Source organism: Neoroseomonas soli (genome assembly GCF_018129065.1).
In the GTDB taxonomy this organism is placed as follows: domain Bacteria; phylum Pseudomonadota; class Alphaproteobacteria; order Acetobacterales; family Acetobacteraceae; genus Neoroseomonas; species Neoroseomonas soli.
Map to the genome: position 1 here is coordinate 1 of NZ_JAAEDM010000054.1, position 21,062 is coordinate 21,062.

A 21,062-nucleotide genomic window follows, 5' to 3' on the forward strand; every position below is an offset into this window, starting at 1 on the left:
AGAGCGGCGCCGAGGCCGGCGCGCTCGCCGCCGCGGCGGAGGCCGAGGCGGCCCAGGGCCGCAGCCTGTCCTGGCTGATCGAGGGGCGGCGCGTGCTCGCGCTGTTCGCCTTCGAGGACGCGCTGAAGCCGGGTGCCGCCGCCGCGATCGGCGGGCTGCATGCGATGGGCCTGCGCACGGCGATGCTGAGCGGCGACATCCGCGCCGCGGCGCAAGGCGTGGCGGACCGGCTCGGCATCGACAGCGTCGCCGCCGAGGTGCTGCCCGACGGCAAGGCCGACGCCGTCGCCGCCTGGCAGGCGGAAGGCCATCGCATTGCCATGGTGGGCGACGGCGTCAACGACGCGCCGGCGCTGGCGAAGGCGGAACTCGGCATCGCCATGGGCACGGGCACCGACGTCGCCATCGAGGCCGCCGGCATCACGCTGCTGCGCGGCGATCCGGCGCTGGTGCCGGCGGCGATCGAGGTGGCGCGGCGGACGCACGCGAAGATCCGCCACAACCTGGTCTGGGCCTTCGGCTACAACGTGGTCGGGCTGCCGCTGGCGGCGGCGGGGATGCTCTCCCCGGTCGTGGCGGGGGCGGCGATGGCGATGTCCTCGGTCAGCGTGCTGACCAGCGCGCTGCTGCTGGCGCGGTGGAAGCCGAAGGAGGATGCACGGTGAACATCGGCGACGCGGCCGCGACCTCCGGTGTCTCGGCCAAGATGATCCGGCACTACGAATCGATCGGGCTGCTCACGGCGGCGCGCAGCGACAACGGCTACCGCGTCTATGCCGACCGCGACGTGGCGGTGCTGCGCTTCATCCGCCACGCGCGCGACCTCGGCTTCCCGCTGGAGGACGTGCGCCGGCTGCTGATGCTCTGGCAGGACCGTGGGCGCGCGAGCGCGGAAGTGAAGCAGCTTGCGCTGACGCATGTCGAGGCGCTGGAGAACAAGGCGGCGTCGCTGCGCACGATGGCGGCGAGCCTTCGCCACCTGGCCGAGCATTGCCACGGCGATACGCGGCCCGACTGTCCGATCCTGGACGACCTCGCACGCAAGGAGTGAGAGAGATGGAAAAGAGCACCCCGCCCACCATCACGCTGAAGGTGGAAGGCATGTCCTGCGGCCACTGCGTGAAGGCCGTGACCGCCGCCATCCAGGCGAAGGACCCGGAGGCGAAGGTGGTGGTGGACCTGCAGGACGGCACGGTGAAGGCCGAGACCATCCTGCCGCGCCACACCGTCTCGGTGGCGGTGGAGGAGGAAGGCTACGCGGTGAAGGGCTGAGACGCCCGGCACGCGGCGGGGGCGGCCGTTGATCTGAATCAATCCCCCGCCGTGCGGTCGCTGCGATGGTGCATGCATGCGGACACGACTCCCATGCAGGCGATGCGCACGGCACCCGGGGTGAGGGAAACCGGCGCGCTGCTCGCCGCCGCCTCCGCCGAGACCCGCGCCCGGCTGATCGAAACGGCCAGGCCGGTCGCACTGTCGCGCGGCGCGCAGGTCTTCGCGCAGGACACGCCGGCGGAATCGCTTCTCGTGCTCCTCCAGGGTTCCGTCGGCCTCAGCACGACGGAGGATGGCGGCGTGCCGACCATGGTGGAGATCCTCGCGCCCGGCGATGCGTTCTCGATCCCCGCGGTGATGCTGCAGCTGCCGAATCCGGTGGCGGCGGTGGCGCTCGCGCCCTCCCGCCTGATCGCACTGCCGGCCGAGGAGGTGCGCGCCGCCGCCGCGGCCGACCCCGGCCTGATGCATGCGGCGATGGAGCAGCTCGCGCGGCACTGGCGGCTGATGCTGGACCAGGTGGTGGATCTCAAGACGCGCGACGCGACGCAGCGCGCGGCGCGTTTCCTGGTGCGTCGCCTGGTCGCGCAGCGCGGCGCGGTGGAACTGCCCGAACCGCGCGCGGCGATCGCGGCGCGACTGGGCATGACGCCCGAGAGCCTGTCGCGCGCGCTGCACGGGCTGGAAGCGGCGGGGCTGCTGCGCCTGCACGGCCGCCGCGTGGACGTGCCGGACCGCGCCGCCCTGCTGCGCGCGACGCTGCCGCGGACGGAGGCGCGCGTGCGTCCGGCCTGAGGGCTTCGCAGCGCGCGCGCCACGTGGTGCCATGCCCCCATCCAGCCAAGGGGGAAACGACATGGCCCGCGTGCCCGACATGACCGTGGAAAAGCTCAAGGAAGCGGATCGCGACCTGCTGAAGCGCAACATCGCGCTGCATCGCGCATTGACCAACAGCCCCAACGGGGCGCGGGCCTTCGGGGGACTCGGCCAATTCATCCGCTACGGCTCGGTGCTCGATGCGCGGCTGCGGGAACTGGCGATCCTGCAGGTGGGGTGGCTGGCGCGCTCCCCCTACGAATGGTCGCATCACGTGAAGATCGGCTTCGACTTCGGCGTGACCGAGGACGACATCCGCGCGCTGATCGCCGAGAGCGAGGGGCGGGATTCCACGCTCGAGCCGGTGGCGAAGCTCGTGCTGCGGGCGGCGCGCGAGGCCTATGCCGGCCCGGGCGTGAGCGAGGCCACCTTCGAGAAGCTGCGCGCGCATTTCGACAATGAGCGGCTGGTCGATCTCGTGCTGGTCATCGGCTTCTACTGCGCGGTGGTGCGCGTGCTGGCCTCGCTCGATGTCCAGGTGGAGCCGGGCTACCAGCCCTACCTGGACCGCTTCCCGCTGCCGGGGTGATCGCCGGACCTTCCGGCGCGATCAACCCGCCCCCGGCCGGGCCTTCGCCGCCCAGGGGCGGGTGACGAGCACGACACCGAGCCCGGAGAGCAGCACGGCGAGGGCGGTGGCCGCGTTGGGCACCTCGCCGAGCAGCGCGAAGCCGCCCGCGCAGGCCGCGCCGGGGCTGAGGCTGCCGAAGGCCGCCGCCTGCGCCGCGCCGAGCCGCTGCACCGCCATGGCGAAGGCCACCGGCGCGAGGATGCCCGAGGCAAGCCCCTGGTAGGTCGCCTGCAAGGCGATGTCGTGCCACGGGATCCCCGGCGCGACAGGGTCCATGCCCAGGAGCTGGAAGGGTGCGAGGACGAGCACCGAGCCGGCGCTGACGAAGGCCGCCGCCTCCCACGGGCCGAGCCCGCTGCGCCGCAGCGCGATGGTGTAGCCCGAGGCCAGCAGCGCCGCGGCGAGCAGCAGCAGGTAGCCCATCCACTGCCCGTCCCCGCCCATGCCGAGGGAAGGTGCTACGATGACCGCGACCGCGCTGCCGATCATCGCCAGCCCGGCGAAGCGCAGGATGCCGAAGCGCTCGCCGAGGAAGGCCGAGACCAGCGCCACGCAGAGCGGCACGGTGCCCGGCAGCAGGGCGCCCGCTTCCGCCGCGCCTGCGATGCTCAGCCCCGTGCCGGCCACGAGGACGAAGGGCGCGCCGCCGCCGGCGAGCAGCATCGTCAACTGCCAAGCCTGCACGCGGCGCAACCTTGGCCAGGCACGGCGCAGCACCGGCAGCAGCAGGAGCGCGGGGCCTGCGAAGCGCAGCATGGCGATGTCATCCGGGGCGAGCGGTGCGTCGCCCGACACGCCGAGGCGCGTGACGGCGAGCGCGCCGCCCCAGATGGCGGACGCCGCGAGCCCGGCGGCGATGCCGAGCGGGGAGGGAGTGGCGGTCATGGTTCATGCCTCCTGGCGGGAGACGCTCGCGCGTCAGTCCCGCCACCACGGCTTGACGGCTTCCGCCGCGGCGATGTCCCGCGAGATGCCGATGTCCTTCAGCATCCGGGCATCCATCTCGAGCAGCAGCCGCCGTCCCCGGGCGCGTTCCCGGATGCGCGCGAAGCCGTCGATCAGCGTTCCGATGGTGGTCATGGCAGGTGTTCCTTCCGTCGATGGCCGACGGCGGGGCGCCGCGGCCCGCGATTCATGCGGCAGGCCGCCCGCGGGTGCTTGGCGCCGCCCTTGCGGACGGCTGGAGATTTCCTTGCGGTTTGGCCGTATCGCGTGACCTGCGACACGCGCGCGCGGAGCGCATCCGCCGGCCACGGAAAGCCAGGCCCCGACCCTCCAGGACCGGGCGCCCGCCGCCCTCCGGCGACGAAAGCTAAGGACCCAAAGAAGGTTGGGGGGTGCGGGGGGAAGTTCCCTTCCCCCCGCCTCTTGCCGCTCCCATCCCTGCGCGCCACAAGCGACCGATGAATCCTGCCCTCCGCGCCGGCCTGCCCATCCTGATCGGTGCGGCGGTCATGCTGTCCCTCGCCATGGGCCTGCGTCAGAGCCTCGGCCTGTTCATGGCGCCGGCGACGCGCGAGCTCGGCGTCGCGGTGGCCGAGTTCACGCTCGCCATCGCGGTGCAGAACCTCGGCTGGGGCCTGCTGCAGCCCTTCACCGGCGCGGCGGCGGCGCGCTGGGGGTTCCGGCCGGTGCTGATGGCGGGCGCGGTCGCCTATCTCGCCGGGCTCGCGGTCATGGCGCTGGCGCAGGGCAGCGTCGCGCTGATGCTGGGGCCGGGGCTGCTGATCGGCTTCGCGCTGGCCTGTACGGCGAGCGGCATGGCGCTCGCGGTCGCTTCGCGGCCGGTGCCGAATGCGCTGCGGTCCACCGCGCTCGGCATCGTTTCCGCAGCGGGTTCGGTGGGGGCGTTGATCGCCGCGCCGGTCGGCCAGGTGCTGGCGGAAGGCTGGGGCTGGCGGGCGGGTGTGTGGGGGTTCCTGGTGCTGGCGATCGCCATGCTGCCGGCGGCCTGGATGGCGGGGCGGGTGGACCGCGTGCCGGTGCCGCCGCTGCCGCCGGGGGAAGCCCCGGGCATGGGCGCCGCCCTGTCGCGTGCGATGACGCACACGCCCTTCCTGGTGATGGCCGGGGCCTATTTCGTCTGCGGGCTGCAACTGGTGTTCCTGACCACGCACCTGCCGTCCTACCTCGAGATCTGCGGGCAGGACCCGATGCTGTCGGCCAAGGCGCTCGGGACGATCGGCGGGTTCAACGTGCTGGGATCGCTGTTCTTCGGCTGGGCCGGCGGGCGCTGGAGCAAGGGGGTGCTGCTGGGCGGCATCTACCTCTCGCGTTCGGTGGTGCTGGCGCTCTACTTCGCCTGGCCGCCGAGCGAGGCCTCGACGCTCGTCTTCGCCGCGGTGATCGGCTTCCTGTGGCTGGGCGTGGCGCCGCTCGTCTCGGGCATGGTCATCGATATGTTCGGCATGCGCTTCCAGGCGATGATCCAGGGCATCGCCTTCATGTCGCACCAGCTCGGCTCCTTCCTTGGCGCCTTCGGGGGCGGGGTGCTGTTCGACCTGAACGGGGACTACGTGCTGGCCTGGCAGCTCGGGGTGGGGATGGGCATGCTGGCGGGCGTGGTGCAGCTGGCCTATGCCCTGCCACGCACCGGCCCGCGGCGGCCGGCACCGGCCTGATCCTTTTCCGCCTGCCGTCTTTCGCTTATGGGACGGTTGGATCGCCATACCGGGAGGAACCCCCGAATGAACCGTCGTGCCCTGATGGGGGCCGCGGCCGCCGCCGCCCCCGCCGCGCTGGCCGCGCCCGCCCTCGCCCAGACGCAGATGCCGGAGGTGCGCTGGCGCCTTTCCTCCTCCTTCCCGCGCAACCTCGACGTGCTGTTCGGCACGGCCGAGGGCGTCGCCCAGCGCGTCGCGCAGCTGACCGACGGCAAGTTCCGCATTTCGGTCTTCCCCGGCGGCGAGATCGCCCCGCCCTTCGCCGCGCTGGACGCGGTGCAGTCGGGCTCGGTGGAGTGCACCCACACCGCCTCCTACTACTATGTCGGCAAGGACCCGACCTTCGCCTTCTTCACCGCGATGCCCTTCGGGCTGAAGAGCCGCCAGTTCACCGCCTGGTGGCGGCATGGCGGCGGCAAGGAGCTCGGCGCGGATCTCTTCCGTGAATACAACGCGGTGGCCCTGACCTGCGGCGACACCGGCGCGCAGATGGGCGGCTGGTTCCGCAACGAGGTGCCGAACCTCGCCGCGCTGAACGGCCTGAAGTTCCGCATCGCCGGCTTCGCGGGGCAGGTGTTCCAGCGGCTTGGCGCGGCACCGACGCAGGTGGCCGCGGCGGACATCTATCCGTCGCTCGAGCGCGGCACGCTCGATGCCGTCGAGTTCACCGTGCCGCATGACGACGAGAAGCTCGGCTTCGTGCGCGTGGCCCGCTACTACTATGCCCCGGGCTTCTGGGAGCCGGGCGCGCGGCTGCACTTCGTCGCCAACCAGCGCGCCTGGGATGCGCTGCCGGACCTGTACAAGCACGCCATCGAGGTCGCCTGCAACGAGCAGGATTCCGAGATGCTGGCGCGCTACGACGACCTCAACCCGAAGGCGCTGCGCCGCCTGGTGGCCGCCGGCGCGCAGCTGCGCTTCTGGCCGCGCGACATCATGCAGGCCGCCTGGCGCGCCACGCACGAGGTCTATGAGGAAACCGGCAGCCGCAACCCCCGCTTCAAGCGGGCGTGGGACTCCTACCGCCCCTACCGCGACGAGCTGTACCAGTGGTTCCGCGTGGCGGAGAATTCCTTCGACAACTTCGCCTTCCCCGCTGCCGCGCAGCGGTAAGGCACGGGGCCCGAGGCTTTGCCTCGGGCCTGGCTTTCGTGCCCCGGGCGCCGGCGCGCCGGCGGCAGGGCCGGTCGCGCGCAGGGCGCGGCTGCCCGGCAGACGGGGTGCCGAGGCCCTTGAAATTCCGCGGCGGCTCCGCAATTGACCCGTTGACGGGCCGCCCGCTCCTCCATAGGGTTCGCGCGCTTCCCGCCAGCGGTGCGGGGCGTTTCGCGCCAGGCGCCGCCAACTTCCTTCCTTCCTTTCGGGACATCGCCCGTCGCGCCGGCCACCGGCCGCGGCCCGGGCGGTCAGGCCGCAGCACGCGCGGGCCTTCCGCGCCAGCCACGCCCTCGGGAACGTCCCGGCCATCCCCTGCTGTCGGACCGCGTCCAGGACCCATGCATCTTTCCGAACTCAAGGCCAAGAGCCCCGCAGACCTTCTCGCCTTCGCCGAGGAAGTCGGCGTCGAGAACGCCTCCTCCCTGCGCAAGCAGGACATGATGTTCGCCATCCTCAAGACGTTCGCCGAGAACGACCAGGCGATCTTCGGCGAAGGCACGCTCGAGATCCTGCCCGACGGGTTCGGCTATCTCCGTTCCCCGCAGGCGAACTTCCTGCCGGGGCCGGACGACATCTACATCTCGCCGGCCCAGGTGCGCCGCTTCGGCCTGCGCACGGGCGACACGGTCGAAGGCCAGATCCGCGCGCCGAAGGACGGCGAGCGCTACTTCGCGATGCTGAAGGTCAACAGCATCAACTTCGAGCAGCCCGAGGCGCTCAAGCACCGCATCAACTTCGACAATCTGACGCCGCTGTATCCCAACCGCCGGCTGAAGATGGAGAACCCCGAGGTCGAGTCCGTCGCCAAGGGCCCGACCAAGGACAACACCCACCGCGTCATCGACCTGATCGCCCCGATCGGCATGGGCCAGCGCGCGCTGATCGTCGCCCCGCCGCGCACCGGCAAGACGGTGATGCTGCAGAACATCGCCAAGTCGATCTCGGCCAACAATCCCGAGGTCTTCCTGATGGTGCTGCTCATCGACGAGCGGCCCGAGGAAGTGACCGACATGGCCCGCACCGTGAAGGGCGAGGTCGTGGCCTCCACCTTCGACGAGCCGGCCACCCGCCACGTCCAGGTCACCGAGATGGTGCTCGAGAAGGCCAAGCGCCTGGTCGAGCACAAGCGGGACGTGGTGATCCTGCTCGACTCCATCACCCGCCTCGGCCGCGCCTACAACTCGGTCGTGCCGTCGTCCGGCAAGGTGCTGACCGGCGGCGTGGACGCCAACGCGCTGCAGCGCCCGAAGCGCTTCTTCGGCGCGGCGCGCAACATCGAGGAAGGCGGTTCGCTGACCATCATCGCCACCGCGCTGATCGACACCGGTTCGCGCATGGACGAGGTGATCTTCGAAGAGTTCAAGGGCACCGGTAACAGCGAAATCGTGCTGGACCGCAAGCTGTCCGACAAGCGCACCTTCCCCGCGATCGACATCACCAAGTCCGGCACCCGCAAGGAAGAACTTCTGGTGGACCGCGCGACGCTGTCGAAGATGTGGGTCCTGCGCCGCATCCTGAACCCGATGGGCACGCAGGACGCGATGGAATTCCTGATCGACAAGCTGAAGTACAGCAAGACGAACCAGGACTTCTTCGATGCGATGAATACGTGAGGCCGCGCGCCTCACGCATCGCCTGATCGAGGGCGTGGATGAGCGCGGCCCAAAGGCGGGCCGCCCTCACGTAGGCTTCGCCGCTACCGAGCGATGAATACGTGAGGCCGCGCGCCTCACGCATCGCCTGATCGAGGGCGTGGATGAGCGCGGCCCAAAGGCGGGCCGCCCTCACGTAGGCTTCGCCGCTACCGATCGTCACGGACGGATCCTGGCATCCCCGCCGGGCCAGCATCGGTTGAGTGAGGCCAGGGCCTGCCCGACCGAGGCGGCGCTGCGATCCCCGTTCTCCCAAGGATGGACGACACGCGTGGACGTCGGGGGCGGAGCACCCCCGTCCGTGCCGAAGGCTCGCCCCTGTTGGTGAACTCGGCGGCCCCGCCTATTCCTCGGCTGCGTCGCCGTCCAGCATCCCGCGCATGCGCTTGCCGAGCGCGGTCAGCACGCGATCCGTCGCTTCCAGGTCTTCCTTCGGGATGCCCCGCAGCACCGAGCGGTTGAGATCCCTGCCAACCGCGACCATGCGTTCCAGCAGACGGCTGCCGCGCGGCGTCACGTAGACGCGGTTGATGCGCCGGTCCGCCGCATCCGCCTTGCGCACGACCAGGCCGGCGGCCTCCAGCCGGTCGATCATCCCGCCCGTCGCCACCTTCCCCAGGCCGAGCAGGCGCGCCAGTTCCGCCTGCGTCATCCCGCCCGCCGGGTCGTAGCGCGTCAACTGCGCCAGCGCCCACCACTGCGCGCGCGTGACGCCATGCGGCTTCATCGCCTGGTCGAACACCATCTGCCGCAGGCGGGAGACGTCATGCACCAGGAAGCCGATGCGGAACTCGCTGCTGCCGCGTGATCCGCCCCGGTTCTGGCGCAGTGGCGCGGAGGCCAAAAGCGTCATTCCCTCGGCAATCCGGCGGCCTGGGCGATGCGACCCCATTGCTCGATCTCGCGCGCCTGGAAGCGGGCGAGGTCATCCGGCGTGCCGGTCGCGGACACCAGGCCGAGGCTGAGCGAGTATCGCTTGCCCTCCTCGCTGTCGAGCACGGCGCGGATCTCCCGGTTCAGCCGCGACACGGCCGCCTCGGGGCTGCGGGCGGGCAGGAAGACCGCGACCCAGGAGGCGAAGTCGTAGCCCGCAACGCCGGCTTCCTGCAGCGTTGGCACATCCGGCAGCATCGGTATGCGCTGCGCCGGCGTGACGCCGAGGGCGCGCAGCGTCCCGGCGCGGACATGCTCGCCGGCCGAGGCAAGGTCGCTGACCATGAAATGCAGCCGGCCCGCGAGCAGGTCCGTCACCGCCGCCGGCGTGCCGCGATAGGATATGCGCTCCGCGCTGATCCCGGTCAGGCTGATGAGCAGTTGCGCCGCCGCCAGGCTGCCGATGTTGCCCGTGCCGTAGTTCAGCCCGCCCGCGCGCGCCTTCGCCTCGGTGACGAACTCCGCGACGTTCCGCGCCGGGAAATCCGCACGGACCATCAGCACCAGCGGCGCGATGCTGGTGAGCGTGACCGGCGCGAAGTCGCGCACCGGGTCGTAGCCGGGTTCCTTCATCAGGTGCACGGCGGCGGCGTGGGTCGAGTTGGTGGCGAAGAAGAAGGTGTGCCCGTCCGGCGCGGCGCGCGCGGCCTGCCGCGCCGCGATGGTGCCATTGCCGCCGGCGACGTTCTCCACCACCACCGGCTGGCCGAGGCTGCGGGAGATGCGTTCCGCGACGAAGCGCGCGATGCCGTCCGTCGCGCTGCCCGGCGGGAAGGGCACGATGGCGCGCAGCGGGCGTGAAGGGTAGGCGTCGCTGCCCTGTGCCCGCGCGGCGAGCGGCAGGAACGGCGTGGCGAGGACGAGCCTGCGTCCGATCATCGGAACCTCCCTCTCATGCCGCACCGAGCGCGCCGGCGGCGCGCAGGGCGGCGATCTCCTCCGGCGCGAAGCCGTAGCCGGCCAGGGCTTCTTCCGAATGCTGGCCGAGCATCGGTGGCGGCGAGGCCACGCGCCGCGCCTTGCCGTCGAACTGGATTGGCTGCGCCATCGTCTTCAGCGGGCCGAGCTGCGGATGCTCGTATTCCATGACCATGCCGCGCGCCGCCATGTGCGGATGGGCGAGCATGTCGGCGATGGTATTGACCGCCGCGCAGGGGATGCCGATGCGCAGGCAGAATTCCACCCATTCATCCGCGGTGCGCGTGGCGACGATGGATTGCACCAGCGCGACGGTTTTCGCGAAGTTCGCCACGCGGTCGGCATTGGTGCGGAAGCGTGGGTCCTCGCCGAGTTCCGGCCGCCCGATGCCGGCGGTGAAGCGGCGCCAGAGATTGTCGTTGGCGATGCCGATCAGCACCGGACGGTCCGACGCATCGAAGGCCTGGTAGGGACACAGCGACTCATGCCCGGACCCGCACTTCTCCGGCAGCGTTCCCTTCTCCCAGAAGATCTGGAAGTTGTAGCCGAGCAGCGCGGCGGCGGTCTCGAACAGCGACACCTCCAGCCGGCAACCCTGCCCCGTGCGGTTGCGTTCCAGCAGCGCGACGAGGATGCCGGAGAAGGCATTTATCCCCGTGGACTGGTCGATCGGCGAGAAGGGGCTGCGTGCCGGCCCGCCGCCGCGCTCGCCCGTCATCGCCATGATGCCGGAGAACGCCTGCAGGATGACGTCGTAGCCGAGGCCCTCCTTCAGCGGCCCTGTCCGCCCGAAGCCGGAGATCGAGCAGTAGACCAGGCGCGGGTTCAGCGCCCGCATCTCCTCCGCCCCGATGCCGAGGCGTTCCGCCACGCCCGTCGCGTAGGATTCGATCAGCACATCGGCCTGCGTGACCATCTTGCGCGCCGCCGCACGCCCTGCCTCGGTCTTGAGGTCCAGCGCCAGCGACTTCTTGTTGCGGTTGGCGCTGAGGAACACCGCGCCGACCCCTTCGCGGAAGGGTGGCCAGCCGCGCGTGTCGTCGCCGCCCTTGGGCGGTTCGATCTTCGTCACCTCCGCGCCCAGGTCGCCGAGCCACTGCCCGCAGAGCGGCCCGGCCAGCACCTTGGAGAAATCCAGCACCCGGATCCCGGCAAGCGGCGTCATGGTCAGTAGGATTTCGGCTGGCCGAGCACGCGCTCGGCGATGAAGGACAACACCAGTTGCTCGGAGACCGGCGCGATGCGGCAGATCAGCACTTCCCGCAGCAGTCTCTCGACCACGTATTCCTTGGCGTAGCCCATGCCGCCATGGGTCAGCACGGCCTGCAGCGCCGCGTTGTACCCGGCGCGCCCGGCCAGTAGCTTCGCCGCATTCGCCTCGGCCCCGCAGGGCTTGCCGTTGTCGTAGAGCCAGGCCGCCTTGAGCGCCATCAGCCACGCCGATTCCAGCGCCGTCCAGCATTCCGCGAGCGGGTGTTGGATCGCCTGGTTCTGCCCGATCGGTCGGCCGAAGACCGTGCGATCCCGCCCGTAGCGCGCGGCGCGTTCCAGCGCATCCTGCCCGATCGCCACCGCTTCGGACGCCACCAGCACGCGTTCGGGGTTCAGGCTGTCGAGGACGTAGCCGAAGCCCTTGCCTTCCTCGCCGATGCGGTCCTCATCCGGGACGAACAGGTCGTCGATGAAGGTCATGTTCGAATCGACCGCGGCGCGGCCCATCTTCGGGATGCGCTTCACCTCCACCTTGCTGCGGTCGAGCTCGGTGTAGAACAGCGTGATGCCCTCGGAGGGGCGGCGCGCATCCTCCTTCTTCGTCGTGCGCGTGAGCAGCATGATCCTGTTCGCCACCTGGCCGGTGGAGGTCCAGATCTTCCGCCCGTTCACGCGATAGCCGCCCGGCACCTTCGCCGCGAAGGTGGTGATGGAGGTGGTGTCGAGCCCGGCATTCGGTTCCGTGAAGCCGAAGCAGGCCTGGTCCGTGCCGGCGACGAGCGGCGGGATCCAGCGTGCCTTCTGCTCGGGCGTGCCGTGCACCACGATCGGGTGAGGGCCGAACATGTTGATGTGCAGGGAGGATGCCGCCGCCATCCCGCCGCCGTGGCGCGCAACGGTATGCATGACAAGTGCTGCTTCCGTCACGCCGAGGCCGGCGCCGCCATGTTCCTCCGGCATGGTGATGCCGAGCCAGCCGCCCTCGGCCATGGCGCGGTGGAATTCGCGGGGGAAGCGCGCCTCGTCATCACAGGATCGCCAGTAGTCGTCGCCGAAGCGGCGGCAGACGGCGGTCACGCCCTCGACGATCGCCTCCTGTTCGGGCGACAGGCCGAAATCCATGCGTCCCTCCGCGACTGCTTGCGCGATGATCGTACGCATGCTTACCATTTGCAAGAGAACGACAAGGATCGAGGAAACGGCATGCTGGACCGTCCGCGCACGGTGCTGAGCCAGGAGCACGAGATCTTCCGCGCCTCCGTGCGCCGCTTCGTGGAATCCGAGCTCGTTCCCAACAACATGGCGTGGGAGGAAGCGGGCATCGTCCCGCGCGAGGCCTGGCGCAAGGCGGGCGATGCCGGGCTTCTCTGCTGCGACGTGGCGCCCGAATACGGCGGGCCGGGCGGTGATTTCGGCCATTGCACGGTGGTGACCGAGGAACTGGCCCGCGCCAACCTCTCCGGCCCCGGCTTCGTCGTGCATTCGGACATGGTCGCGACCTACCTCGCGAAGTTCGGGTCCGAGGAACAGAAGCGCCGCTGGCTGCCGGGGATGGTGGACGGCACGCTGATCGGCGCCATCGCCATGACGGAACCGGATGCGGGCAGCGACCTCAAGGGCATGCGCACGCGCGCGGTGGCGGACGGCGATCACTATGTCATACGCGGGCAGAAGACCTTCATCTCCAACGGCCAGAACGCCGACATCATCATCACCGCCTGCAAGACGGACGCGAATGCCGGCGCGCACGGCGTCAGCCTGATCGTCGTCGAGGCGAAGACGCCCGGTTTCCGCCGTGGGCGAAACCTCGCCAAGATCGGGATGAAGGCGCAGGACACCTCGGAGCTCTTCTTCGATGAGGTGCGCGTGCCGATGGCGAACCGCCTCGGTGCGGAGGGCCAGGGCTTCGGCATGCTGATGACGAATCTTGCGCGCGAACGTCTCGTGCAGGCCGTGCGTGGCACGGTGCTGGCCGAGGAAGCGATCCGCTGGACGGTTGCCCACACCCGGGAGCGCAAGGCCTTCGGCCGCACCATCGCGGACTTCCAGAACACGCGCTTCGTGCTGGCGGAACTCGCGACGAAGACGGTGGCCGCGCGCGCGATGACGGACGGGCTGATCGCATTGCAGATGGAAGGCACGCTCGATCCCATCGAGGCCGGCATGGCGAAGCTCTTCTGCACCGACCTGCAATGCGAGGTTCTGGACCGCTGCCTGCAGCTCTTCGGCGGCACCGGCTACATGCTGGAGACGCCGATCGCGCGGGCCTGGGCGGATGCGCGCGTGACGCGCATTGCCGGCGGCGCGGCGGAAGTGATGAAGGAAATCATCGGTCGGCGCCTCTTTCAGGGCGCCGCGTGATGAACAGGCAGGAAGGGGCACAGCGCCGATGAGCGAGCGCACATTGCGCGGCAAGGTGGCGATCGCCGGCATCGGCGAGACCACCTACTACAAGCACGGGCAATCACCCGATGCGGAGTTCAAGTTGGCGTTGCAGGCGGTGCTCGCTGCGTGCCACGACGCCGGCATCGACCCGAAGGAGGTGGATGGCTTCGCCTCCTACGGCAATGACCGGTCGGAGGCGGTGCGCCTCGCGGCCGCGCTCGGTATCAAGGAATTGCGCTTCTCCAACATGCATTGGGGCGGCGGTGGCGGTGGCGTCGCGGCGTCGGTCGCCAATGCGGCGGCGGCGGTGCATTCGGGCATGGCGAATTGCGTCATCGCCTTCCGCTCGCTCGCGCAGGGGCAGTTCGCGCGCTACGGGCGCGGACAGGCCGTTGCGGCGGCGGCGGGCGACGACGCCTTCCTGTTTCCCTACGGCCTGATGTCGCCGGCGCAGCGCTTCGCCATGAAGATCACGCGCTTCATGACCGAACACGGCATCCGGCACGAGGCGCTGCGCAGCATCGCCATGGCCTCCTACCACCACGCGCAGACCAACCCGAGCGCGGTGATGTATGGCCGTCCGTTGACGGAGGAGAAGTACGACGCCTCCCGCTGGATCGTGGAGCCGTTCCATCGCCTGTTTGACTGTTGCCAGGAGAATGACGGCGCCGGCGCGGTGCTGGTCGTGCCGGCCGACCGCGCGAAGGACCTGCCGCACAAGCCGACCTACCTGCTCGGCACCGCGCAGGGCGGGCACCATCGCAGCGCGGCGCCGGTGCACAACGCGCCGGACTATGCCTCCGCGCATTTCCCGACGGTGGCGAAGAACATGTGGGCCATGGCGAAGCTCGGCCCGCAGGATGTCGATGTCGTGCAGGCCTATGAGAACTTCACCGGCGGCGTGCTGCTCTCGCTCGTCGAGCACGGCTTCGTCGATCCGAAGAAGGCGAATGAGTTCCTTGTCCTTGAGAACCTTCTCGCGCCCACCGGCAAGATGCCGATGAACACCAGCGGCGGGAACCTCGCCGAGTGCTACATGCACGGCCTCGAGATGGTGAACGAAGCTGTCCGCCAGCTTCGCGGAACGGCGAACAACCAGGTGGCCGGCGCGGAGGTCGTCGCCGTCCTCGGCGGGCCGATGGTCACGCCTGTCAGCAGCCTGGTCCTCGGCACGGAGGCGACCCTGTGAGCACCGCCCTTCCCCCCGGCCTGCCCGCGCCCGCGCAGGAACCCGTCGCCAAGCCCTATTGGGAAGGCACCCGCGCCAGCAAGCTGGTGATCCAGCGCTGCAATGGCTGCGGCGCGCATCAATGGGGCCCGGAATGGGTCTGCCATCGCTGCCACTCCTTCGACCTGGGGTGGGAGGAAGTGGCGCCGCGCGGCCGCATCTGGTCCTGGCAGCGGCCGCATCATCCGGTGCATCCGGCGCTGAACGGCTTCGGTCCCTACACCATCGTGCTGGTGGAACTGCCGGAAGCAGGCAATGTCCGCATGGTCGGCAACCTGCTCTGCGAACCCACCGCGCCGGTCGAGATCGGCGCAGAAGTCGAAGCGGTCTTCGAACCGCATGACGAGGCGGACCCGCCCTACACGCTGGTCCAGTGGCGCCTCAAGGGCTGAGGACAGGACCATGGCGGGACTCTATTTCGAGGAATTCGAGGTCGGCCAGGTGTTCCGGCACGCGATCCGCCGCACGATCACGGAGACCGACAATGTCTGGTTCTCCGCCATCACGCACAATCCGGCGGCGCTGCACCTCGATGAGGAATACGGCAAGACCACGGAGTTCGGCGCACGCATCGTCAATTCCTGCTTCACGCTGGGGCTGATGGTGGGCATCTCGGTCGGCGACACGACGCTCGGCACCACGGTCGCCAATCTGGGCTGGGACGAGGTGCGCTTCCCGAAGCCGCTCTTCCATGGCGACACCATCCACGTGGAATCGGAAGTGCTGTCAAAGCGGCCCAGCAAGTCGCGCCCCGGCCAGGGCATCGTCGAGTTCATGCACCGCGCCTACAACCAGCATGACGTGCTGGTGGGGCATTGCCGGCGCCAGGCGCTGATGCTCGGCAAGCCGGCATGATCCGGTCCTGGCTGTTCGTTCCCGCCGACAGCGAGCGCAAGCTCGCCAAGGGCGGCGAAAGCGGCGCGGATGCGCTGATCCTCGACCTCGAGGATTCGGTCGCTGCGTCACGCCGCCCGGTCGCGCGCGGGATGGTGGTGGACTACCTGACCGCGCATGCCGGCGCGGCACGCCGCCCGCAACTGTGGGTGCGCATCAACCCGCTCGATGGCGAAGGGCTGACCGACGCCGCCGCCGTGGTGCGCGCAGCGCCGGATGGCCTCGTCGTGCCGAAGGTGAACGGGCCCGATGAGTTGCTGCGCCTGTCGCATTGGCTCGATGCGCTGGAGGCGCGCGACGGCCTGCCGCCCGGCAGAATCAAACTGCTGTCGGTGGCGACGGAAACCGCCGCGGCGGTGCTGCGCCTGTCCGAATACGCGCGCGTTACCGTGCCGCGCCTCGCCGCCCTGACCTGGGGCGCGGAGGACCTGCCGGCTGCCCTTGGCGCCAGCACCAATCAGGATCCGGCGGGCGGCTATGCACTGACCTATCGCCTCGCGCGCTCCGCCTGCCTGCTCGCCGCCGTGGCGGCCAATGTGCAGCCCATCGACACGCTGGAAGTCGATTTCCGCGACGAGGCCGCGCTGCGCGCCGCCTGCGCCGATGGCCGCAAGCAGGGCTTCACCGGCAAGATCGCCATCCACCCTGCGCAGGTCGCCGCCATCAACGAAGGCTTCCGCCCGACCGCGGAGGAAGTCGCCCACGCCCGCCGCGTCGTCGCGGCCTTCGAGGCGAATCCGGGCATCGGCACGGTGGGTCTCGACGGGAAGATGATCGACATGCCGCATCTGCGCCAGGCGCAGCGCGTGCTCGCCGCCGATGCGGCGTTCCAGGACTGACGGGGGAAACGGCGCATGGCCATCGACTACGAGAAGCTGAAGAACCGCAAGTTCGCGGACATCGAGCAGGCCTACGGCGTCAAGGACACGATGCTCTACGCGCTCGGCCTCGGCCTCGGGCAGGACCCGATGGACCCGAAGCAGTTGCGCCATGTGTACGAGGAAGACCTCGTCACCCTGCCGACCATGGGCGTGGTGCTCGCGACGCCCGGCTTCTGGGTGAAGGAACCCGACACCGGCGTGGACTGGCCGAAGGTGCTGCACGGCGAGCAGGGCCTGACCATCCACAAGCCGCTGCCGCCGAAGGGCCGCGTCGTCAGCCGGTTCCGCATCGACGAGATCATCGACAAGGGCGCCGGCAAGGGCGCGCTGATGTACACGACGCGCGAACTGCTCGACGCCGCCAGCGGCGACAAGCTGTGCAGCCTGACCAGCACGTCCTTCCTGCGCGGCGATGGCGGCTTCGGCGGGCCGAGCGGCCCGATCCGCCAGCCGCACGCGGTGCCGGAGGGCACGCCGGATGCGTCCTTCGACTGGACCGTCGGCCCGCACGCGGCGCTGCTCTATCGACTGAACGGCGACTACAACCCGGTCCATGCCGACCCGAAGGCGGCGGCGAAGGGCGGCTTCGCGCAGCCGATCCTGCATGGGCTCTGCTCCTACGGCGTTGCGGGGTGGTCGGTGATGAACCTGCTCTGCGACGGCGACGCGACGCGCCTCAGGCGCTTCGACCTGCGCTTCACCTCGCCGGTCTATCCGGGGGAGACGCTGCGCACGGAGGTCTGGAAGCAGGGGCCGGGTGTGGCCGCCTTCCGCGTGCGGGTGCCGGCGCGCGATGTCATCGCGCTCAACAACGGCCGGGTGGAATACCTGCCGTGACGGCGCCGGCGGTCATCATCAGCGGTGACCGCCAGGTCACCCGCGACGCGCTGATGGCGCGAGTGCGCCGCGCGGCGACCGGCTTCGCCGCGCTCGGCGTCGGTCCGGGAGATTGCGTCGCGCTGCTGCTGCGCAACGACGTCTCCTTTCTCGAAGCGAGCCTCGCCGCGACGACGCTCGGCGGCTACGCGGTGCCGATCAACTGGCACTGGAAGCCGGACGAGGTCGCCTACCTGCTGCGCGACTGCGAGGCGCGCGTCGTCGTCGTGCACGCCGACCTCGCGCATCTGCTGTCCGAGGCACCGGAAGGCCTCACCATCCTGGTCGTGCCGACGCCGCCCGAGGCCGCCGCGGCCTACGGCATCCCGCCCGCGACCGCCGCCGCGCCGGGCGAGGACTGGGACGCCTTCATCGCCCGCCACGCCGAATGGGACCGCCCGCCCCAGCCGGCGCGCGAGAGCATGATCTACACATCCGGCACCACCGGCCGGCCCAAGGGCGTGCGGCGCCAGCCGCCAACCGCCGAGCAGGCCGCCGCCACCGCGCGCAACCGCGCGCAGATCTACGGGTTGGTGCCGGGCATTCGCTCGCTCGTGCCCGGCCCGATGTACCACTCCGCCCCGAACGGCTTCGGCCTGCGCGCCGTGCCGCTGTCGGAGGTGCTGGTGCTGATGCCGCGCTTCGACCCGGAGGAGACGCTGGCTCTGATCGAGCGCCACCGCATCACCACGGTCTTCCTCGTGCCGACGATGATGGTGCGCCTGCTGCGCCTGCCGGAGGAGGTGAAGCGCCGCTACGACCTCTCCTCCCTGTGCCACGTCACCCACGCCGCCGCGCCCTGCCCGCCCGAGGTGAAGCGCGCGATGATCGAATGGTGGGGCCCTGTCATCCATGAATTCTATGGTGCCACCGATCTCGGCGCACCGACCGCCTGCACCTCCGAGCAGTGGCTCGCGAAACCCGGCTCCGTCGGCACGCTGACCGAGGGCGCGATCGTGAAGATCCTCGACGCGAACGGGCAGGAATGCCCGGTCGGCGTGCCGGGCGAGATCTTCGCCAGCGTCGAGTACATGCCCGACTTCACCTACAACAAGCGCGACGGCGAACGCCGCGCGGTGGAACTCGGCGGCCTGATCACGGTCGGTGACGTCGGCTACTTCGACGCGGACGGCTACCTGTTCCTCTGCGACCGCAAGCGGGACATGGTCATCTCCGGCGGCGTGAACATCTACCCCGCCGAGATCGAGGCGGTGATGATCGGCATCCCCGGCGTGCTCGACTGCGCCGTCTTCGGCATCCCGGATGCGGAATACGGCGAAAGCCTCTGCGCCGCGATCCGCGCCGCACCCGGCACGACGGAAGCGGCGATTCGCGAGGCGCTGAAGTCGAAGCTCGCCAACTTCAAGGTGCCGCGCGTCATCGAGTTCCACGACGAATTGCCGCGCGACGATTCCGGCAAGCTGCTCAAGCGCAAGCTGCGCGATCCCTACTGGCAGGGAGCCGGCCGCGCGATCTGAGAACAGCCGCGCCGGGAACGCGCGAACAGGGAGGTCCAGAATGAACCACATCACCACCCCACGCCGCGCGCTGCTCGCGGCCGGGCTTGCGCCGATCCTCGCCCCGCGCGTCGCGCGCGCGCAATCCGCCTATCCGGGGAACCGCACCGTCAGCCTCGTCATCCCCTATGCCGCCGGCGGCATCCCGGACGTCTTCGGCAATGCGATCACCCAGGGCCTGCAGGAACGCCTCGGTGGCACTTTCATCATGGAACACAAGCCGGGTGCGAGCACGACGCTCGGCACGCGGCAGGTGGCGCGCGCGCGGCCGGACGGCAACACGCTCGTCTTCGCCGGCAATGGCACCTTCACCATTACCCCCTTCGTGCTGCGCAATGCCGGCTATGATTCCGCGAAGGACTTCACCTGGCTCGGCATGACGGGCAGCGCCGTCTATCTCTACGTCGCGCATCCGCGGTGGGAGAGCCTGGATGCGCTGATCGCCGCCGCGAAGCGCCGCCCCGGTGAGATCAGCTACGCCACCTGGGGCGTCGGCTCCTCGGCGCATCTCGGCACCTTCGACCTGGCGCGGCGCGCGGGCATCGACCTGATCCACGTGCCCTACAACGGCACCGCCGCGGCGCTGACGGATGTCTCGACCGGGCGGGTGGACTTCATGCTGAGCACGCTCGCGCCCGCGCGGCCGCACATGGATGCGGGGCGCGTGAAGCCGCTCGGCATTGCCACCGCGCAGCGCTTCCGTCCGCTGCCGGACGTGCCGACCGTCGCGGAACAGGGATTCCCCGGCTATGTGGTGCCGAACTGGACCGGCGTCGCCGCGCCCGCGGGGCTGCCGGACTCCATCGCCGAACCGCTCGGCGCGGCCCTCGCCGCGACCTTCTCCGACGAACGGCTGTTGCAGCGGCTGGAACCGCTCGGCATTTCCGCCTGGCCGACGGGTGCGCGCGCGATGCGCGAACAGGTGGCGAAGGACCTCGCGGAGAATGTCGACCTTGTGCGCCGCGCCGGCATCACGCCGGAATAGCCGGCGCGGATGGACGGCGCGCGCCACGCGGACGTAGCCTGCGCGCGGAGATCCGGAGGAACCACCGTGCCGATCACGCGCCGCAGCGCCCTTGCCGCCGCCACCCTGGCCCTGCCCGCCGCGGCGGCGGCGCAGGCGCGCGGCTGGCCCAACCGCCCGGTGCGCATCGTCATTCCCTATGCGCCCGGCGGGCCGGTGGAAATCCCCGGCCGCTTCATCGCGGAACACCTCGCCGCCCGCCTTGGCCAGCCTTTCGTGGTGGAAACCCGACCCGGCGCCGGCGGCGCGCTCGGCACCAAGCAGGTGATCGGCACGACGGACCAGCACACGCTGCTGATGGTCACCGGCGCCGTCGCCATCCAGCCCGCGGTGCAGCCCGACATCGGCTACGACCCGGTGGCCGAACTCACGCCCATCTCGCTCGTCTCGGAAGCGAGCATGGGCTTCATGGTGCGGCCCAGCGCCGCCTTCCGCGACCTGCCGGGCCTGATCGCGGCGGCGAAGGCGGCACCGGGGCGGATCACCTACGGGTCCTCGGGCAACGGCACCACCACGCACATGGCCGCGGCGCTGTTCGGCGCGCGCGCGGGCATCACCTGGCAGCACGTGCCCTATCGCGGCGGCGGGCAACTCATCAGTGGCTTCCTTGCCGGCGACGTTGACGTGATGAGCGGCGACCTCGCGACGCTGTTGCCGCATGTGCGGGAAGGGCGCGGCGTGCTGCTCGCCGTGACCACGCCGGATCGCGTGCCGGTCGTACCCGACGTGCCCTCGATCACGGAGGTGGTGCCCGGCACCGGCATCGCCATCTGGTTCGGGCTGTTTGCCCCGCGCAACTTCCCGGAGGATGCGACGGCGCGGCTCGTCGCCGAATTCGCGCCACTGCGCAGCGGCTCGCCGCTCGGTGAGCGCATGGCGGCAGCCGGCGGGCGGCTGCTGCTGACCGGACCGGCAGATCTTTCCGAGCGCCTGCGCCGCGAATTGCCGCTCTGGCGTCAGGTCGTCGCCGACGCCGGCATCCGGCCGGAGTGACGCGCG

23 protein-coding genes are annotated in these 21,062 nt (G+C 70.4%); 17 read left to right on the plus strand and 6 right to left on the minus strand.

Features of this window, described 5'->3' with window-relative positions:
- From GXW76_RS17255 to GXW76_RS17275, 5 genes are all read left to right on the plus strand, one after another.
- A partial coding sequence (locus GXW76_RS17255; RefSeq protein ID WP_211863337.1) for an HAD-IC family P-type ATPase occupies positions 1-665 on the plus strand: 665 nt, incomplete at its 5' end.
- The gene (gene cueR, locus GXW76_RS17260; protein ID WP_211863338.1) at positions 662-1,051 is read left to right on the plus strand and encodes a Cu(I)-responsive transcriptional regulator; all 390 of its coding nucleotides are present in this window, start codon (positions 662-664) and stop codon (positions 1,049-1,051) included. The genes GXW76_RS17255 and cueR, both read left to right, overlap by 4 nt.
- A gap of 5 nt (positions 1,052-1,056) precedes the next feature.
- Entirely contained in the window at positions 1,057-1,272 is a 216-nt protein-coding gene (locus tag GXW76_RS17265; protein WP_211863339.1) for a cation transporter, read from the plus strand.
- 93 nt (positions 1,273-1,365) lie between these two features.
- A complete protein-coding gene (locus GXW76_RS17270) occupies positions 1,366-2,070 on the plus strand; it encodes a Crp/Fnr family transcriptional regulator (RefSeq protein ID WP_211863340.1) in 705 nt (234 codons plus the stop codon).
- A gap of 61 nt (positions 2,071-2,131) precedes the next feature.
- Positions 2,132-2,680: a carboxymuconolactone decarboxylase family protein gene (locus GXW76_RS17275; RefSeq protein ID WP_211863341.1), complete on the plus strand. Its 549-nt coding sequence runs from the start codon at positions 2,132-2,134 to the stop codon at positions 2,678-2,680.
- Positions 2,681-2,701: 21 nt separating this feature from the next.
- Here GXW76_RS17275 and GXW76_RS17280 read toward each other — a convergent pair whose 3' ends face one another.
- Positions 2,702-3,607, minus strand: coding sequence for a DMT family transporter (locus GXW76_RS17280; RefSeq protein WP_211863342.1), 906 nt, complete (start codon positions 3,605-3,607; stop codon positions 2,702-2,704).
- Positions 3,608-3,640: 33 nt separating this feature from the next.
- A complete protein-coding gene (locus GXW76_RS17285) occupies positions 3,641-3,802 on the minus strand; it encodes a DUF1127 domain-containing protein (RefSeq protein ID WP_211863343.1) in 162 nt (53 codons plus the stop codon).
- Positions 3,803-4,125: 323 nt separating this feature from the next.
- Between GXW76_RS17285 and GXW76_RS17290 the strand changes: the two genes are divergently transcribed.
- The 3 genes from GXW76_RS17290 (at position 4,126) to rho (ending at position 8,156) form a co-directional block, all read left to right on the plus strand.
- Positions 4,126-5,343: an MFS transporter gene (locus GXW76_RS17290; protein ID WP_211863344.1), complete on the plus strand. Its 1,218-nt coding sequence runs from the start codon at positions 4,126-4,128 to the stop codon at positions 5,341-5,343.
- Positions 5,344-5,409: 66 nt separating this feature from the next.
- Complete coding sequence (locus tag GXW76_RS17295; protein ID WP_211863345.1) at positions 5,410-6,498, plus strand: TRAP transporter substrate-binding protein; 1,089 nt, start codon at positions 5,410-5,412, stop codon at positions 6,496-6,498.
- Between the two features lie 383 nt (positions 6,499-6,881).
- Positions 6,882-8,156, plus strand: a complete 1,275-nt coding sequence (gene rho, locus GXW76_RS17300) for a transcription termination factor Rho (RefSeq protein WP_211863346.1) — start codon at positions 6,882-6,884, stop codon at positions 8,154-8,156.
- A gap of 382 nt (positions 8,157-8,538) precedes the next feature.
- Here the strand turns inward: rho and GXW76_RS17305 are convergent, their stop codons facing one another.
- From GXW76_RS17305 to GXW76_RS17320, 4 genes are read right to left on the minus strand one after another with little or no spacing between them, the layout of a single operon-like run.
- Entirely contained in the window at positions 8,539-9,048 is a 510-nt protein-coding gene (locus GXW76_RS17305) for a MarR family winged helix-turn-helix transcriptional regulator (RefSeq protein WP_211863347.1), read from the minus strand.
- Positions 9,045-10,007 carry a Bug family tripartite tricarboxylate transporter substrate binding protein gene (locus tag GXW76_RS17310; RefSeq protein WP_211863348.1) on the minus strand — a complete coding sequence of 321 codons (963 nt, stop codon included), beginning with the start codon at positions 10,005-10,007 and terminating at the stop codon, positions 9,045-9,047. The genes GXW76_RS17305 and GXW76_RS17310 overlap by 4 nt, the downstream gene beginning before the upstream one ends.
- A 13-nt stretch (positions 10,008-10,020) precedes the next feature.
- The gene (locus GXW76_RS17315; protein ID WP_211863349.1) at positions 10,021-11,211 is read right to left on the minus strand and encodes a CaiB/BaiF CoA transferase family protein; all 1,191 of its coding nucleotides are present in this window, start codon (positions 11,209-11,211) and stop codon (positions 10,021-10,023) included.
- A 2-nt stretch (positions 11,212-11,213) separates the two neighbouring features.
- Positions 11,214-12,380 carry an acyl-CoA dehydrogenase family protein gene (locus GXW76_RS17320; RefSeq protein WP_211863350.1) on the minus strand — a complete coding sequence of 389 codons (1,167 nt, stop codon included), beginning with the start codon at positions 12,378-12,380 and terminating at the stop codon, positions 11,214-11,216.
- 81 nt (positions 12,381-12,461) lie between these two features.
- Between GXW76_RS17320 and GXW76_RS17325 the strand changes: the two genes are divergently transcribed.
- The 9 genes from GXW76_RS17325 (at position 12,462) to GXW76_RS17365 (ending at position 21,056) form a co-directional block, all read left to right on the plus strand.
- Complete coding sequence (locus GXW76_RS17325) at positions 12,462-13,619, plus strand: acyl-CoA dehydrogenase family protein (protein ID WP_211863351.1); 1,158 nt, start codon at positions 12,462-12,464, stop codon at positions 13,617-13,619.
- A gap of 28 nt (positions 13,620-13,647) precedes the next feature.
- Positions 13,648-14,832, plus strand: coding sequence for a thiolase C-terminal domain-containing protein (locus GXW76_RS17330; protein ID WP_211863352.1), 1,185 nt, complete (start codon positions 13,648-13,650; stop codon positions 14,830-14,832).
- Complete coding sequence (locus GXW76_RS17335) at positions 14,829-15,263, plus strand: Zn-ribbon domain-containing OB-fold protein (protein ID WP_211863353.1); 435 nt, start codon at positions 14,829-14,831, stop codon at positions 15,261-15,263. The genes GXW76_RS17330 and GXW76_RS17335 overlap by 4 nt, the downstream gene beginning before the upstream one ends.
- 10 nt (positions 15,264-15,273) lie before the next feature.
- The gene (locus GXW76_RS17340) at positions 15,274-15,726 is read left to right on the plus strand and encodes a MaoC family dehydratase (protein WP_211863354.1); all 453 of its coding nucleotides are present in this window, start codon (positions 15,274-15,276) and stop codon (positions 15,724-15,726) included.
- Positions 15,723-16,604 (plus strand): HpcH/HpaI aldolase/citrate lyase family protein, encoded by an 882-nt coding sequence (locus GXW76_RS17345; RefSeq protein WP_211863355.1) that lies wholly within the window; start codon positions 15,723-15,725, stop codon positions 16,602-16,604. The genes GXW76_RS17340 and GXW76_RS17345 overlap by 4 nt, the downstream gene beginning before the upstream one ends.
- A gap of 15 nt (positions 16,605-16,619) precedes the next feature.
- Entirely contained in the window at positions 16,620-17,483 is an 864-nt protein-coding gene (locus GXW76_RS17350) for a MaoC/PaaZ C-terminal domain-containing protein (protein ID WP_211863356.1), read from the plus strand.
- Positions 17,480-19,000: an acyl-CoA synthetase gene (locus tag GXW76_RS17355; RefSeq protein WP_338150984.1), complete on the plus strand. Its 1,521-nt coding sequence runs from the start codon at positions 17,480-17,482 to the stop codon at positions 18,998-19,000. The genes GXW76_RS17350 and GXW76_RS17355 overlap by 4 nt, the downstream gene beginning before the upstream one ends.
- Positions 19,001-19,040: 40 nt before the next feature.
- Positions 19,041-20,024, plus strand: a complete 984-nt coding sequence (locus GXW76_RS17360) for a Bug family tripartite tricarboxylate transporter substrate binding protein (protein ID WP_211863357.1) — start codon at positions 19,041-19,043, stop codon at positions 20,022-20,024.
- A 66-nt stretch (positions 20,025-20,090) separates the two neighbouring features.
- Positions 20,091-21,056: a Bug family tripartite tricarboxylate transporter substrate binding protein gene (locus GXW76_RS17365; protein ID WP_211863358.1), complete on the plus strand. Its 966-nt coding sequence runs from the start codon at positions 20,091-20,093 to the stop codon at positions 21,054-21,056.
- Positions 21,057-21,062 lie beyond the last annotated feature (6 nt).

What these genes read in the sequence shown, in the direction of transcription:
- GXW76_RS17265 (WP_211863339.1), top strand. Translation starts at nt 1,057, where the DNA reads ATGGAAAAGAGCACCCCGCCCACCATCACGCTGAAGGTGGAAGGCATG.
- GXW76_RS17270 (WP_211863340.1), top strand. Translation starts at nt 1,366, where the DNA reads ATGCAGGCGATGCGCACGGCACCCGGGGTGAGGGAAACCGGCGCGCTG.
- GXW76_RS17275 (WP_211863341.1), top strand. Translation starts at nt 2,132, where the DNA reads ATGGCCCGCGTGCCCGACATGACCGTGGAAAAGCTCAAGGAAGCGGAT.
- GXW76_RS17280 (WP_211863342.1), bottom strand. Translation starts at nt 3,607, where the DNA reads ATGACCGCCACTCCCTCCCCGCTCGGCATCGCCGCCGGGCTCGCGGCG.
- GXW76_RS17285 (WP_211863343.1), bottom strand. Translation starts at nt 3,802, where the DNA reads ATGACCACCATCGGAACGCTGATCGACGGCTTCGCGCGCATCCGGGAA.
- GXW76_RS17290 (WP_211863344.1), top strand. Translation starts at nt 4,126, where the DNA reads ATGAATCCTGCCCTCCGCGCCGGCCTGCCCATCCTGATCGGTGCGGCG.
- GXW76_RS17295 (WP_211863345.1), top strand. Translation starts at nt 5,410, where the DNA reads ATGAACCGTCGTGCCCTGATGGGGGCCGCGGCCGCCGCCGCCCCCGCC.
- rho (WP_211863346.1), top strand. Translation starts at nt 6,882, where the DNA reads ATGCATCTTTCCGAACTCAAGGCCAAGAGCCCCGCAGACCTTCTCGCC.
- GXW76_RS17305 (WP_211863347.1), bottom strand. Translation starts at nt 9,048, where the DNA reads ATGACGCTTTTGGCCTCCGCGCCACTGCGCCAGAACCGGGGCGGATCA.
- GXW76_RS17310 (WP_211863348.1), bottom strand. Translation starts at nt 10,007, where the DNA reads ATGATCGGACGCAGGCTCGTCCTCGCCACGCCGTTCCTGCCGCTCGCC.
- GXW76_RS17315 (WP_211863349.1), bottom strand. Translation starts at nt 11,211, where the DNA reads ATGACGCCGCTTGCCGGGATCCGGGTGCTGGATTTCTCCAAGGTGCTG.
- GXW76_RS17320 (WP_211863350.1), bottom strand. Translation starts at nt 12,380, where the DNA reads ATGGATTTCGGCCTGTCGCCCGAACAGGAGGCGATCGTCGAGGGCGTG.
- GXW76_RS17325 (WP_211863351.1), top strand. Translation starts at nt 12,462, where the DNA reads ATGCTGGACCGTCCGCGCACGGTGCTGAGCCAGGAGCACGAGATCTTC.
- GXW76_RS17330 (WP_211863352.1), top strand. Translation starts at nt 13,648, where the DNA reads ATGAGCGAGCGCACATTGCGCGGCAAGGTGGCGATCGCCGGCATCGGC.
- GXW76_RS17340 (WP_211863354.1), top strand. Translation starts at nt 15,274, where the DNA reads ATGGCGGGACTCTATTTCGAGGAATTCGAGGTCGGCCAGGTGTTCCGG.
- GXW76_RS17345 (WP_211863355.1), top strand. Translation starts at nt 15,723, where the DNA reads ATGATCCGGTCCTGGCTGTTCGTTCCCGCCGACAGCGAGCGCAAGCTC.
- GXW76_RS17350 (WP_211863356.1), top strand. Translation starts at nt 16,620, where the DNA reads ATGGCCATCGACTACGAGAAGCTGAAGAACCGCAAGTTCGCGGACATC.
- GXW76_RS17360 (WP_211863357.1), top strand. Translation starts at nt 19,041, where the DNA reads ATGAACCACATCACCACCCCACGCCGCGCGCTGCTCGCGGCCGGGCTT.